This is a genomic window from gamma proteobacterium symbiont of Axiagastus rosmarus, from assembly GCF_059730925.1.
In genome coordinates this window covers 3,872,056-3,885,296 of sequence record NZ_AP035925.1, presented here as the reverse complement: position 1 = coordinate 3,885,296, position 13,241 = coordinate 3,872,056, and the positions used below count along the sequence as shown (strand labels likewise).

Annotated in this window: 13 protein-coding genes; 10 read left to right on the top strand and 3 right to left on the bottom strand. The window is 59.2% G+C overall.

What is annotated here, in order from left to right; genetic code table 11:
* The first annotated feature begins 2 nt into the window (after window positions 1-2).
* From tatA to tatD, 4 genes are all read left to right on the top strand, one after another.
* Window positions 3-245 carry a Sec-independent protein translocase subunit TatA gene (tatA, locus tag AC6I8F_RS18325; protein ID WP_010618194.1) on the top strand — a complete coding sequence of 81 codons (243 nt, stop codon included), beginning with the start codon at window positions 3-5 and terminating at the stop codon, window positions 243-245.
* Window positions 246-254: 9 nt separating this feature from the next.
* Complete coding sequence (tatB, locus tag AC6I8F_RS18320) at window positions 255-800, top strand: Sec-independent protein translocase protein TatB (RefSeq protein WP_498028328.1); 546 nt, start codon at window positions 255-257, stop codon at window positions 798-800.
* A 2-nt stretch (window positions 801-802) separates the two neighbouring features.
* On the top strand, window positions 803-1,564 hold the full coding sequence (tatC, locus tag AC6I8F_RS18315; RefSeq protein WP_021506945.1) for a Sec-independent protein translocase subunit TatC: 762 nt from the start codon (window positions 803-805) through the stop codon (window positions 1,562-1,564).
* A 107-nt stretch (window positions 1,565-1,671) separates the two neighbouring features.
* A complete protein-coding gene (tatD, locus tag AC6I8F_RS18310) occupies window positions 1,672-2,454 on the top strand; it encodes a 3'-5' ssDNA/RNA exonuclease TatD (RefSeq protein WP_058758125.1) in 783 nt (260 codons plus the stop codon).
* Here tatD and rfaH read toward each other — a convergent pair.
* The gene (rfaH, locus tag AC6I8F_RS18305) at window positions 2,451-2,939 is read right to left on the bottom strand and encodes a transcription/translation regulatory transformer protein RfaH (RefSeq protein ID WP_031279607.1); all 489 of its coding nucleotides are present in this window, start codon (window positions 2,937-2,939) and stop codon (window positions 2,451-2,453) included. The two genes, tatD and rfaH, sit on opposite strands and share 4 nt — an antisense overlap.
* Window positions 2,940-3,148: 209 nt before the next feature.
* Here rfaH and pepE point away from each other — a divergent pair, with 209 nt between their 5' ends.
* The 3 genes from pepE (at window position 3,149) to fre (ending at window position 6,171) form a co-directional block, all read left to right on the top strand.
* The gene (pepE, locus tag AC6I8F_RS18300; RefSeq protein WP_498028327.1) at window positions 3,149-3,880 is read left to right on the top strand and encodes a dipeptidase PepE; all 732 of its coding nucleotides are present in this window, start codon (window positions 3,149-3,151) and stop codon (window positions 3,878-3,880) included.
* A gap of 73 nt (window positions 3,881-3,953) precedes the next feature.
* A complete protein-coding gene (ubiD, locus tag AC6I8F_RS18295; protein ID WP_021506941.1) occupies window positions 3,954-5,438 on the top strand; it encodes a 4-hydroxy-3-polyprenylbenzoate decarboxylase in 1,485 nt (494 codons plus the stop codon).
* 31 nt (window positions 5,439-5,469) lie between these two features.
* Window positions 5,470-6,171: an NAD(P)H-flavin reductase gene (fre, locus tag AC6I8F_RS18290; protein ID WP_498028326.1), complete on the top strand. Its 702-nt coding sequence runs from the start codon at window positions 5,470-5,472 to the stop codon at window positions 6,169-6,171.
* 86 nt (window positions 6,172-6,257) lie between these two features.
* On the opposite strand, the gene fadA is transcribed toward fre, so the two are convergent.
* Together fadA and fadB are read right to left on the bottom strand one after the other, a co-directional pair.
* A complete protein-coding gene (gene fadA, locus AC6I8F_RS18285) occupies window positions 6,258-7,421 on the bottom strand; it encodes an acetyl-CoA C-acyltransferase FadA (RefSeq protein ID WP_031279606.1) in 1,164 nt (387 codons plus the stop codon).
* Between the two features lie 10 nt (window positions 7,422-7,431).
* Window positions 7,432-9,615, bottom strand: a complete 2,184-nt coding sequence (fadB, locus tag AC6I8F_RS18280) for a fatty acid oxidation complex subunit alpha FadB (RefSeq protein WP_136547339.1) — start codon at window positions 9,613-9,615, stop codon at window positions 7,432-7,434.
* Between the two features lie 185 nt (window positions 9,616-9,800).
* Between fadB and pepQ the strand changes: the two genes are divergently transcribed.
* From pepQ to trkH, 3 genes are read left to right on the top strand one after another with little or no spacing between them, the layout of a single operon-like run.
* Window positions 9,801-11,132 (top strand): Xaa-Pro dipeptidase, encoded by a 1,332-nt coding sequence (gene pepQ / locus AC6I8F_RS18275; protein WP_058758128.1) that lies wholly within the window; start codon window positions 9,801-9,803, stop codon window positions 11,130-11,132.
* Complete coding sequence (locus tag AC6I8F_RS18270) at window positions 11,132-11,749, top strand: IMPACT family protein (protein ID WP_058758129.1); 618 nt, start codon at window positions 11,132-11,134, stop codon at window positions 11,747-11,749. The genes pepQ and AC6I8F_RS18270 overlap by 1 nt, the downstream gene beginning before the upstream one ends.
* Window positions 11,750-11,776: 27 nt before the next feature.
* Window positions 11,777-13,228, top strand: a complete 1,452-nt coding sequence (gene trkH / locus AC6I8F_RS18265; RefSeq protein ID WP_021506935.1) for a Trk system potassium transporter TrkH — start codon at window positions 11,777-11,779, stop codon at window positions 13,226-13,228.
* Window positions 13,229-13,241 lie beyond the last annotated feature (13 nt).

The following is a 13,241-nucleotide window of genomic DNA, read 5'->3' as shown; positions in this document are numbered from 1 at the left end:
TCATGGGCGGTATCAGTATTTGGCAATTGTTAATCATTGCCGTCATTGTTGTACTTCTGTTCGGTACCAATAAGCTTCGTAACCTGGGTTCGGATTTAGGCTCTTCCATTCGCGGCTTCAAAAAAGCCATGAGCGATGAAGACGAGAAAAAGGATCAACCGAAAGAGCAGGACGCTGACTTCAACGCCAAACTGGCAGACAAACAGCACACCCCGGCGAGCAAAGACGACGCCCGGGACAAGTAAGGTAAAACTGTGTTCGATATTGGTTTTAGTGAACTGGTATTGGTGTTCGTGATCGGGCTGATTGTACTGGGCCCGCAGCGCTTACCGGTTGCGGTGAAAACCGTTGTTGGCTGGATCCGGGCCATTCGCTCGCTGGCTGCTAATGTGCAGAACGAACTGGCCCAGGAGCTGAAACTGCAGGAGCTGCAGGACAGCCTGAAAAAGGTCGAAGAGGCAGGACGCGGCACGCTGTCGCCGGAGCTGAAGCAATCCATGGAAGAGCTGCGTAAAACCGCGGACTCCATGAAGCGCTCGGTGCAGCAGAGCATCGATATCGAAAAAGCGGAAGATGAAGCCAACACCATTCATCAGCCGCCCGCTGCCGCGCCACAGCCCGCTGCCGCGCCACAGCCCGCTGCCGCACCGCAGCCCGCTGAGCCGCACAGCGTCGTGACGCCGGCCAGCGCGGCACATCAGGCCAGCGCCCCGGCGCAGGCGCCGCAGCCTGCACCAGCCACCAGCCACACCGATTCCGTCGCGCCTGCGACCACTCCTCCCGTAAAAGATGAACGATAAACATGGCCGTTGAAGATACCCAACCGCTCATCAGCCACCTGATTGAGCTGCGCAAGCGTCTGCTGAACTGCATCATCGCGGTGTTTGTTATCTTCCTGTGTCTGGTTTACTTCGCCAACGACATCTATCACGCGGTGGCAGCGCCGCTGATTAGCCAGATGCCCGCCGGTGCCAGCATGATCGCCACCGACGTGGCCTCACCGTTCTTTACGCCGATCAAACTGACCATCATTGTGTCGGTATTTCTTGCGGTGCCGGTGATTCTTTATCAGGTCTGGGCGTTTGTCGCCCCCGCGCTGTATCGCCATGAGCGCCGCCTGGTGATGCCGCTGCTGTTCTCCAGTACGCTGCTGTTTTATGTCGGCGTGGCCTTTGCCTACTTCATTGTGTTCCCGCTGGCATTTGGCTTCTTCGCCAAAACCGCGCCGCAGGGCGTCACCATCGCCACGGACATCACTAACTACCTCGACTTTGTCATGACGCTGTTCATGGCGTTTGGCGTGGCGTTTGAGGTACCGATTGCCATCGTGCTGCTGTGCTGGACCGGCATTACCAGCCCGGACGATCTGAAAAAGAAACGGCCCTATATTCTGGTCGGCGCGTTTGTGGTTGGGATGTTGCTCACACCGCCGGACGTTTTCTCGCAAACTTTGCTCGCTATTCCGATGTACTGCCTGTTTGAAGTCGGCGTATTCTTCTCCCGCTACTATGTGGGTAAAGGACGTCAGGCGGCAGACGATGAGGAACAGAACCCCGACGCCTGATGTCTTTTATGCAGGGCATCCCGCTGATGGGGTGATGATGAATCTTAACCGCCCGCCTGCCGGGCGGTTTTTCTATCCGTCGCTTGAAGACGGAATGGGGAGCAAACATGTTTGATATCGGTGTAAACCTGACCAGCACGCAATTCGCAAAAGATCGCGATCAGGTGGTAAAACGCGCGCGCGAAGCAGGCGTCACCGGCCTGTTAATCACCGGCACCAATGCCCTGGAGAGCCAGCAGGCGCGTCAGCTGGCGACCCGGCACGCGGGCTACTGCTGGTCGACCGCCGGCGTGCACCCGCATCATGCCAGCGAGTGGTCGGCGGAAACCGCCAGTACGCTGCGCCGCCTGGCTGACAGCGAGCAGGTGGTGGCGATTGGTGAATGCGGACTCGACTTCAACCGTAATCTTTCCGCGCACGAGCAGCAGGAGTACGCGTTTGATGCGCAGCTCCAGCTGGCGGCGGAACTGCAGCTGCCGGTGTTTTTACACTGTCGTGAGGCACATGAACGTTTTCTGGCGGTGCTGCAGCCGTGGCTGCCGAAACTGGTGGGCGCGGTGGTGCACTGTTTTACCGGCACGCGTGACGAGCTGGAAGCCTGCCTGGCGCTGGGGTTATCGGTGGGCATTACCGGCTGGGTGTGCGATGAACGGCGCGGAATGGCGCTGCGTGACATGCTGCCGCTGATTCCGGCAGATCGTCTGCTGCTGGAGACGGACGCGCCCTATCTGCTGCCGCGCGATATGCGTCCGCGTCCGACCTCGCGCCGTAACGAACCCTGCTTTCTGCCGCATATCGTTCAGCAGGTGGCGCACTGGCGTGGTGAACAGCCAGACGCACTGGCGGCACGCGTCGACCACAATGCGCGTCAGCTATTCAGACTGGCTTAAACCTTACGGAACTGCTTGTTGTCCACGCTGCGCATCACCTGTTTATTCAGCAGGTTAAGCAGCAGGATTGAGCGGGTTTCACCATCGGGCTCGGCAAAAATAGCGCGCAGCCCTTCAAAGGTGCCGTCGGTGATCAGCACTTCATCACCGACCTGCGGCGTTTCCGGATCCAGCAGGATCTGCGGCGCATCGGTTTGCAGCGCTTCGATCACTTCATACGGCACCGTCGCGGGCATGGCGCCAAAGCGCACAAAGTGGCTGACGCCGCGCGTGCTGCTGATGGTGGTGGTGTGAATCGCTTCCGGATCGAATTCGATAAACAGATAGTTGGGAAACAGCGGCTCACTCACGGTGGTGCGTTTGCCGCGCACAATCTTCTCCAGAGCGATCATCGGGCTGAGGCAATTCACCTCCTGCCGCTCAAGATGCTCCTTCGCGCGCAACAGCTGACCACGTTTGCAATAGAGTAAGTACCAGGATTCCATAACTGCTCCCAAATAATGGACGCTAAGAATAACAAACCTGTTGTCAGAGTTATAGCGCATCGGCGGCCGGAAACCCGGTCACAGAAGAAAAATCTCTACGAATTTTCCGATTGGTGCGGCGAACTAACGCTTTTCAGCAAGAAAATTGACGTCTGGCGATCATCTGTATCAGACTGCCAACCCATTAGACGAAGAAAAAGGACGGGCTGATGGAACTGTTTTTACTGAGCAATGGCAAAGTGGCCGACGATGCGCCGCTGCTGAGCTATGCGCATCCGCAGCTGCACGCGATGATTGCCCAGCGCGGCATCACCTCGGCGGTGCTGGTGCCCTACGCCATTATTCGTGACGATCATGCCCTGCGTGCGCAGGCGTTGTCTCAGTCACTGGGTATTCCGGTGCGCACGGTACACGAGTTCGAGACACCGGTTGCGGCCATTGAGCAGGCGGAGCTGATTCTGGTGAGCGGCGGCAATACCTGGCTGCTGAACCAGATGCTGCACGAGCAGGGGCTGATCGTGGCGATTCAGCGCGCAGTGCGCGAGCGCGATGTCCCTTACGTTGGCTGGAGCGCGGGCTGCAACGTGGCGGCACCGTCGATTCGCACCACCAATGATATGCCGGTACGCAGCAGCGTGGTGCTGCCTGCGCTCGGGCTGTTCCCGGTGCAAATCAATCCTCACTATCTTGATGCGCACGTCAGCGGCCATATGGGCGAAACCCGTGATGAGCGTCTGGCCGAGTTCTGCGCGGTGAATCCGCAGGAGTCGGTGATTGCGCTGCGTGAAGCCAGCTTCCTGCACGTCAGTGAGAACCGTCTGCGCTACTACAGCGCGCGCGGTGAAGATTTCAAAGTGTTCCGTCACGGTGAAGCGATTGCCGCTTATCACGATGTGCTGGCCCTGCAGTCGCTGGTGCCGTTTTCCTGTCAGCCCGCCTGACGCAGAAACTCAAACACGCTGGCGTGAACAAACTTATAATGACGCTTCACTCTGGCCGGAAGACTAACGCCGCATGAAATATCAGGATTTACGAGACTTTCTCGCGCTGCTGGAACAGCGCGGCGAGTTAAAGCGCATCACTCAGGAGATCGATCCTGTCCTCGAGATGACCGAAATCGCCGACCGCACGCTGCGGGCCGGTGGCCCGGCGCTGCTGTTCGAAAACCCGAAGGGCTACAGCATGCCGGTGCTGTGCAACCTGTTTGGCACGCCGAAGCGCGTGGCAATGGGTATGGGCCAGGAAGAGGTCAGCGCACTGCGCGAGGTGGGTAAGCTGCTGGCGTTTCTGAAAGAGCCGGAGCCGCCGAAAGGGTTTCGCGATCTGTTCGATAAGATGCCGCAGTTCAAACAGGTGCTGAACATGCCGACCAAACGGCTGCGCAATGCGCCGTGTCAGGAAGAGATTTTCAGCGGTGACGAGGTCGATCTGGCGCGCATCCCGGTCATGAAATGCTGGCCGGGCGATGCGGCGCCGCTGATTACCTGGGGATTAACCGTCTCGCGCGGACCGCATAAAGAGCGGCAGAATCTCGGCATTTATCGTCAGCAGGTGATTGGTAAAAATCGGGTGATCATGCGCTGGTTGTCGCATCGCGGTGGCGCGCTGGATTTCCAGGAGTGGTGCAAAGCGCATCCCGGTGAACGCTTCCCGGTGGCGGTGGCGCTGGGCGCCGATCCGGCCACCATTCTTGGCGCGGTCACGCCGGTGCCGGATACGCTATCGGAATATGCGTTTGCCGGTCTGCTGCGCGGCAACAAAACCGAGGTGGTGAAGTGCGTCTCGAACGATCTGGAAGTGCCGGCCAGCGCCGAAATCGTGCTGGAAGGTTACATCGAACCGGGCGACATGGCGCCGGAAGGGCCGTACGGCGATCACACCGGCTACTACAATGAAGTAGACAGCTTCCCGGTGTTTACCGTGACGCACGTGACCCAGCGACGCAACCCGATTTACCACTCCACCTACACCGGCCGTCCGCCGGATGAGCCCGCGGTACTGGGCGTGGCGCTGAACGAAGTGCTGGTGCCGATTCTGATCAAACAGTTCCCGGAGATTGTGGATTTCTATCTGCCGCCGGAAGGCTGCTCTTATCGCCTCGCGGTAGTGACGATTAAAAAACAGTATGCCGGTCACGCCAAGCGCGTGATGTTCGGCGTGTGGTCGTTCCTGCGCCAGTTTATGTACACCAAGTTTGTGATTGTGTGTGACGATGACGTCAACGCGCGTGACTGGAACGACGTGATTTGGGCCATCACCACGCGGATGGATCCGGCGCGTGATACGGTACTGGTAGAAAACACGCCAATTGACTATCTCGACTTCGCTTCGCCGGTTTCCGGACTTGGCTCGAAGATGGGACTGGATGCCACCAACAAGTGGCCGGGTGAAACCCAGCGTGAATGGGGGACGCCGATTGTGAAAGATCCTGCGGTTACGGCGCGTATTGATGCAATCTGGGATGAGTTAGCGATCTTTGCCGAGCCGCCGCAGCGCTGATGGCGGCTGAGAACCATAAAAAAGGGCACCTATGACGATGTTAAGCTGCAAAGTGACTTCGGTTGAAGCAATTACGGACACGGTTTACCGCGTGCGGTTAATTCCGGCGGCGGATTTTAGCTTCCGCGCCGGCCAGTATCTGATGGTGGTGATGGATGAGCGCGACAAGCGCCCGTTTTCGCTGGCATCGACGCCAATGGAAAAGGACATCATTGAGCTGCACATTGGTGCCTCAGAGCTGAACCTGTACGCCATGGCGGTGATGGATCGCATCAAAAACGATCGGCAGATCACCGTGGATATGCCGCACGGCGACGCCTGGCTGCGTGAAGACAGCGCGCGGCCGATTGTGCTGATTGCCGGCGGCACCGGCTTCTCCTATGCGCGTTCGATTCTGCTGACCGCGCTGGCGCAGCAGCCGGATCGCGATATCGCTATCTACTGGGGCGGCCGCGAGCTGAGACATCTGTACGATCTGGATGAGCTCAATGCGCTGGCGGTGAAGCATCCGAACCTGAAAGTGATTCCGGTGGTGGAGCAGCCAGCGGAGGACTGGCAGGGGCGCAGCGGCACGGTGCTGACCGCGGTGATGCAGGACTATGCCAGCCTGAGCGGACACGATATCTATATTGCTGGCCGGTTTGAGATGGCAAAAATTGCCCGCGAGCGCTTCTGTGCCGAACGTGGTGCGTTAGAAGCGCAGATGTATGGCGATGCGTTTGCCTTTATCTGATGCGTGACATGGTGCGCATGCACGTGCTGCTGCAAAAAAGCCCGCCCGGTTGGGCGGGAACACGTGCAAGTGTAGTGGTCAACGTATTAAACCCGTTCGAATACCGTCGCGATGCCCTGGCCTAAGCCAATGCACATGGTTGCCAGACCAAACTGTGCATCGCGACGCTCCATCAGATTCAGCAACGTGGTGCTGATACGAGCGCCGGAACATCCCAGCGGATGCCCGAGTGCGATTGCGCCGCCGTTAAGGTTCACTTTCTCATCCAGCTGCTCCAGCAGCCCTAAATCTTTCAGGCACGGCAGCGTCTGCGCGGCGAAGGCTTCGTTGAGTTCGAACAGATCGATATCCTGCACGCTCAGCCCGGCGCGCTTCAGCGCCAGCTTACTGGCCGGTACCGGACCGTAACCCATGATCGACGGATCGCAGCCAACCACCGCCATGCTGCGGATGCGTGCGCGCGGCGACAGCCCCAGTTCGCGCGCGCGGCTTTCGCTCATGATCAGCATGGCGGCCGCGCCGTCGGACAGCGCCGACGAACTGCCGGCGGTAACCGTGCCGTTGACCGGATCGAACGCCGGACGCAGCGCGGCTAAGCCTTCAAGGCTGGTGTCTTCGCGAATCACTTCATCGCTGTCATAGCGTTTCAGCACGCCATCGGCATCGTGGCCGTAGGTCGGCACGATTTCGCGTTTGAAATCACCGCGCTGAGTGGCGGCCGCAGCGCGCTGGTGTGAACGCAGCGCGAAGGCATCCTGCTGTTCACGGCTGATGTGGTGCATGCGCGCCAGCATCTCGGCGGTCAGCCCCATCATGCCCGCCGCTTTCGCCACGGTGCGCCCCAGGCCGGGATGAAAATCCACGCCGTGGTTCATCGGTACGTGGCCCATATGTTCCACGCCGCCAATCAGACAGCTGTGGGCATCGCCGACCATAATCGCGCGCGCCGCATCGTGCAGCGCCTGCATGGACGAGCCGCACAGGCGGTTAACGGTGCTGGCCGGCACGCGATGCGGGATCTCCGCCAGCAGCGCGGCGTTGCGGGCGATATTAAAGCCCTGTTCCAGCGTCTGCTGCACGCAGCCCCAGATAATGTCATCCAGCGCGGCGGCATCGACGGCCGGATTGCGGCTGAGGAGTTCGCGCATCAGATGGGCGGAGAGATCCTCGGCGCGCACCTGGCGAAAGGCGCCGCCTTTGGAACGGCCCATCGGCGTGCGCACGGCATCAACAATCACTACGTTTTCCATGTTCATTACCTCAGGCAGTTTGCAGCGCCGCTGCGTCAATCGGTTGAGCGACGGGATACCAGCTCTGATGCTGGTGGGCTTTCTGAACCAGCAGCTCAGGCAGCGCGTACAGTGGGCCGAGCGCGAGGTAGCGTTTAGCCTGATCGACGACATTGCTGATGCCCAGCGTGTCCATATAGCGGAACGCGCCACCGCGGAACGGCGGGAAGCCTAAGCCATACACCAGCGCCATATCCGCCTCGGCGGGCGAAGCAATGATGTTTTCTTCGAGGCAGCGCACCACTTCGTTGAGCATTGGCAGCATCATGCGGTTGGCGATCTCTTCATCGCTGAATACCCGCTTCGGTTCACATACCGGCTCCAGCAGCGCATCGACCTCCACATCGGCGCGCTTCTGCGCTTTGCCTTTTTTATCCTGTTCCCAGCGGTAAAAGCCCTGGCCGTTTTTCTGGCCGTAGCGTTTGGCTTCGAACAGCACATCAATGGCATCGCGGTAATCTTTCTGCATCCGCGACGGGAAGCCCTGCGCCATCACCTGTTGCGCATGATGCGCGGTATCAATGCCCACCACGTCCAGCAGCCACGCCGGCCCCATCGGCCAGCCAAACTGCTTCTCCATCACTTTATCGATCTGGCGGAAGTCCGCGCCGTCGCGCAGTAGCAGGCTGAAGGCGGCAAAGTAGGGGAACAGCACGCGGTTCACAAAGAAGCCGGGGCAGTCATTCACCACAATCGGCGTTTTGCCCATCTTGCTGGCCCACGCCACCACTTTGCTGATGGTGGCTTCAGAGGTTTGCGCACCGCGAATCACTTCGACCAGCGGCATACGCGGCACCGGATTGAAGAAGTGCATGCCGCAGAAATTTTGCGGACGCTGCAGCGCCTGCGCCAGCTGGCTGATTGGAATGGTGGAGGTATTCGAGGCCAGCACGGCATCATCCCGCAGCTGCTGCTCGGTTTCAGCCAGCACTTTAGCTTTGATTTGCGGGTTCTCGACCACCGCTTCGACCACCACATCGGCGCGATCAAAGCCGCTGTAATCCAGCGTCGGCTGAATGCTCGCCAGCACGCTCGCCAGCTTCGTGCCGTCGATTTTGCCGCGCTCCAGCTGCTTGTTAAGCAGCTTGCTGGCTTCATTCATGCCCAGCGTCAGCGCCTGCGGATTAATATCTTTCATCTTCACCGGCACGCCTTTCCAGGCCGACTGCCAGGCGATCCCGCCGCCCATGATGCCTGCGCCCAGTACCGCCGCCTGCTCTGGCGTGCCGGCCGCGCTGCTGTGTTTCTTCGCCAGGACTTTTACGTACTGGTCATTGAGGAAGATGCCGACCAGCGCGCGTGCCACATCACTCTGCGCCAGCGGCACAAAAGCAGCGGTTTCCAGCTTCAGCGCATCATCACGGCCTAAGCCCGCTGCCGCTTCGATGGTTCGCACCGCGGCGATCGGCGCTGGATAGTGTTTACCGGCGGTTTGCTGCACCATGCTTTTGGCGAGGGTAAAACTCATCGCGGCTTCAATCGGACTGAGCTTAAGCGGTGCCAGCTTCGGCGCACGACGCGCCTGCCAGCTGCCCTGGGCTATGGCGTCCTGCAGCATGGTCAGCGCCGCGCTGCGCAGCTTCTCGCTGCTGACCACCGCATCCACCAGACCGAGCTTCAGCGCGCCCAGGCCATCAATATCTTTGCCGGCGGCGATGATCTCCAGCGCGCTGTCGGCACCGAGCAGGCGCGGCAGACGCACGCTGCCGCCGAAGCCCGGCATAATGCCGAGTTTGGTTTCTGGCAGGCCAATGCGCGCGGTGGGCGTGGCCACGCGGAAGTCGGTTGCCAGCACACACTCGCAGCCCCCGCCCAGTGCGTAGCCGTCAATGGCGGCGATCGTCGGCACCGGCAAATCTTCCAGACGATTAAAGATGCTGTTGGCGAATGTCAGCCACTGGCTGAGCTGCTCAGCGGGCGCATCAAACAGCGACAGGAATTCTGTGATATCCGCCCCGACAATAAACGCCGGTTTGGCGGAAGAGAGCAGCAGGCCGCGCAGCGTGCTTTGCTGCTCCAGTACGCTCAGCGCCTCGCCTAAGGCGGCGACGGTTTTGGTATCAAGTTTGTTCACCGAACCGGGCGCATCAAAAACCAGCTCGGCGATGCCATCGTCAAGCCAGTGCACTGAAAGGGTATCGCCTTGGTAGAGCATGTCCGTCTCCTGAAACGCGAAAGGTGATCTGGTCATACCAGATGATCAGGAGTGTGGGTGTCATGTTAATTTTTTGCAAACGAGAGTTTGCTTATTTGATACGGCGATCACAGCGCGCGCAGCACGGCATCCCCCGCGCGGCTGTGCTACACTGCCGCCACTTTCGCGACATCGGAGACAAGTCCATGGATTCACTGAAAACCCTGTATCACGCGCATATCTCAACGCTGCAGCAGCGTGCGCAACAGGTGCTGGCGCGCTTTAAGCTGGACGCCATGCTAATTCATTCAGGCGAGTTGCTGACCGTATTTCTTGACGATCATGACTATCCGTTTAAGGTGAATCCCCAGTTTAAAGCCTGGGTGCCAGTGACGCAGGTGCCCAACTGCTGGCTGTGGATCGATGGCGTGAATAAACCCAAACTGTGGTTCTACTCGCCGGTCGATTACTGGCACAACGTCGAGCCACTGCCGGACAGCTTCTGGACCCAGGATGTCGAGGTCATCGGCCTGAAAAACGCTGACGATATCGCTCAGCTGTTGCCGGCACAGCGCGACAATGTGGCCTATATCGGGCCGGTACCGTCCCGCGCCACCCAACTGGGCATCCGCAGCGAGGGGATCAATCCTCAGGGCGTCATCGACTTCCTGCATTATCATCGCAGCATCAAAACCGATTACGAGCTGGCCTGTATGCGCGAAGCGCAGAAGCTGGCGGTGGCAGGCCATCGCGCAGCGAAAGAGGCGTTCTTCTCCGGCATGAGCGAGTTTGATATCAATCTTGCCTATCTGACCGCCACCGGCCACCGTGACATTGATGTACCGTATGGCAATATCATCGCGCTGAATGAACATGCTGCGGTGTTGCACTACACCCGGCTTGACCATCAGCCGCCGGCGAAACGTCACAGCTTCCTGATAGATGCCGGCGCAGAGTATCTTGGCTATGCGGCAGACCTGACGCGCAGTTACGCGGCGCAGAGCAAAACGCGCTACGCGGAAATGGTTGCTGCGATGAATAAAGAAGAGCTGGCGCTGATCGCCACGCTGAAAGCCGGCGTGCGCTATACCGATTACCATCTGCAAATGCATCAGCGTATTGCGCGTCTGCTGCTGAAGTTTGAACTGGTGCAGGGGCTGAGCGAAGAGACGCTGGTGGCGGAAAACCTCACCGGGCCGTTTATGCCGCACGGTCTCGGCCATCCGCTGGGCCTGCAGGTGCACGACGTTGCCGGGTTTATGCAGGACGACAGCGGCACGCATCTGGCGGCGCCATCGCAATATCCTTATCTGCGCTGTACACGGGTGCTGCAGCCGGGCATGGTGCTGACCATTGAACCGGGCTTCTATATTATCGATTCACTGCTGGCGCCGCTGCGCAGCGGTAAGTTCAGTCAGCACTTTGACTGGCAGGCGATTGATGCCCTGAAGCCGTACGGGGGCATTCGTATCGAGGATAATGTGGTGATTCACGCCAGCCGCATCGAAAACATGACGCGTGACTTGCATCTGGCCTGATGGACGCTTACGACATTCCCGCTGAGGCCGTCAGTCTCAGCGAGGAGACCATCAAAAAGAGCCGCTTTATTACCCTGCTGGCGCATACCGATGGGGTGGCCGCTGCGCGCGCCTTTGTGCAGCAGGTAAAGCACGAACACCCGACCGCGCGGCATCACTGCTGGGCCTGGGTGGCGGGCGCGCCCGATGATTCACAACAGCTGGGGTTTTCTGACGATGGCGAACCCTCCGGCACGGCCGGTAAGCCGATGCTGGCGCAGCTGATGGGCAGCGGCGTGGGCGAGATCACCGCCGTGGTGGTGCGCTATTATGGCGGTATCATGCTGGGCACCGGCGGGCTGGTGAAAGCCTACGGTGGCGGCGTGCAGCAGGGGCTGAAGCTGCTGGCGCGCCAGCGCAAAGTGCCGATGCAATGTTTCACCCTGCAGTGTGACTATGCGCAACTGAGCGATATAGAGCGCCTGCTGCAGCGTTTTGACGGCAGCATTGAACAGAGCCATTATCAGGATCGCATTACGCTACGTCTGGCGTTGCCCCATCCGCAGATTGATGGCTTCAGGCAAAACCTTTCTGATTACAGCCGGGGCGCTTTGGCGCTGATCCCGCTGGACAACTAACCGCATCTGTTTAAAGGAAACGGCTGAATGCATTTTCGCGCCATTACCCGCATCGTGGGCCTGCTGGTGATTCTGTTCTCGGTAACCATGATCCTGCCAGGCTTAGTGGCCCTGATTTATCGCGACGGTGCCGGGCGCGCGTTCAGTCAGACGTTTATGATGGCGATCGTCATCGGTTCGCTGCTGTGGTGGCCCAACCGCAAACAAAAAAGTGAGCTGAAACCGCGTGAAGGCTTTCTGATTGTGGTGCTGTTCTGGACCGTACTGGGCAGCGTGGGGGCAATGCCGTTTATCTTCGCCGAGCAGCCACATCTGTCAGTGACCGACGCCTTCTTCGAATCCTTCTCGGGCTTAACCACCACCGGAGCCACCACGTTGGTGGGGCTCGACTCGCTGCCGAAAGCGATTCTGTTCTATCGTCAGATGCTGCAGTGGCTTGGCGGTATGGGGATCATTGTGCTGGCGGTGGCCATTCTGCCGATTCTTGGCGTCGGCGGTATGCAGCTGTATCGCGCCGAGATGCCGGGACCGCTGAAAGATAACAAAATGCGCCCGCGCATTGCCGAAACGGCGAAAACCCTGTGGCTGATTTATGTGCTGCTGACGGTGGCCTGTGCGCTGGCGCTGTGGCTGGCGGGCATGCCGATGTTTGATGCTATCGGCCACAGCTTCTCGACCATCGCCATCGGCGGTTTTTCTACCCATGATGCCAGCATCGGCTACTTCAATAGCCCGACCATTAATACCATCGTGGCGATTTTCCTGCTGATCTCCGGCTGTAACTACGGCCTGCACTTCTCGTTGCTCAGCGGGCGAAACCTGAAAGTCTACTGGCGCGATCCGGAATTCCGCATGTTCATTGGCGTGCAGCTGACGCTGGTGCTGATTTGTACCCTGGTGCTGTGGTTCCATAATGTCTATTCCAGCGGCTGGCAAACCCTCAATCAGGCGTTTTTCCAGGTGGTATCGATGGCGACGACGGCGGGCTTTACCACCGACAGTATTGCGCGCTGGCCGCTGTTCCTGCCGGTGCTGCTGCTGTGTTCAGCCTTTATCGGCGGTATGGCGGGTTCGACTGGCGGTGGCCTGAAGGTGATTCGTATTCTGCTGCTGTGCAAGCAGGGGTCGCGCGAACTGAAACGCCTGGTGCATCCCAATGCGGTCTATACCATTAAACTGGGGAACCGTGCGCTGCCGGAACGTATTCTCGAAGCGGTGTGGGGCTTTTTCTCGGCTTACGCGCTGGTGTTTCTGGTCAGCATGCTGGCGATTATCGCCACCGGTGTGGATGACTTCTCGGCCTTCGCCGCGGTGGCGGCAACGCTGAATAACCTTGGCCCGGGTCTGGGTGTGGTGGCAGATAACTTCACGTCGATGAATGATGTCGCCAAGTGGATTTTAATCTCCACCATGCTGTTTGGGCGCCTTGAAGTGTTCACGCTGCTGGTGCTGTTCACGCCCACCTTCTGGCGCGAATAATAAAACAGGAATG

Bases quoted from the DNA above. Each gene is read 5' to 3' on its own strand.
- rfaH (WP_031279607.1), bottom strand. From the start codon at position 2,939: ATGGAATCCTGGTACTTACTCTATTGCAAACGTGGTCAGCTGTTGCGC.
- AC6I8F_RS18270 (WP_058758129.1), top strand. From the start codon at position 11,132: ATGGACGCTTACGACATTCCCGCTGAGGCCGTCAGTCTCAGCGAGGAG.
- ubiD (WP_021506941.1), top strand. From the start codon at position 3,954: ATGAAATATCAGGATTTACGAGACTTTCTCGCGCTGCTGGAACAGCGC.
- pepQ (WP_058758128.1), top strand. From the start codon at position 9,801: ATGGATTCACTGAAAACCCTGTATCACGCGCATATCTCAACGCTGCAG.
- fre (WP_498028326.1), top strand. From the start codon at position 5,470: ATGACGATGTTAAGCTGCAAAGTGACTTCGGTTGAAGCAATTACGGAC.
- tatC (WP_021506945.1), top strand. From the start codon at position 803: ATGGCCGTTGAAGATACCCAACCGCTCATCAGCCACCTGATTGAGCTG.
- tatA (WP_010618194.1), top strand. From the start codon at position 3: ATGGGCGGTATCAGTATTTGGCAATTGTTAATCATTGCCGTCATTGTT.
- fadA (WP_031279606.1), bottom strand. From the start codon at position 7,421: ATGGAAAACGTAGTGATTGTTGATGCCGTGCGCACGCCGATGGGCCGT.
- pepE (WP_498028327.1), top strand. From the start codon at position 3,149: ATGGAACTGTTTTTACTGAGCAATGGCAAAGTGGCCGACGATGCGCCG.
- fadB (WP_136547339.1), bottom strand. From the start codon at position 9,615: ATGCTCTACCAAGGCGATACCCTTTCAGTGCACTGGCTTGACGATGGC.
- trkH (WP_021506935.1), top strand. From the start codon at position 11,777: ATGCATTTTCGCGCCATTACCCGCATCGTGGGCCTGCTGGTGATTCTG.
- tatD (WP_058758125.1), top strand. From the start codon at position 1,672: ATGTTTGATATCGGTGTAAACCTGACCAGCACGCAATTCGCAAAAGAT.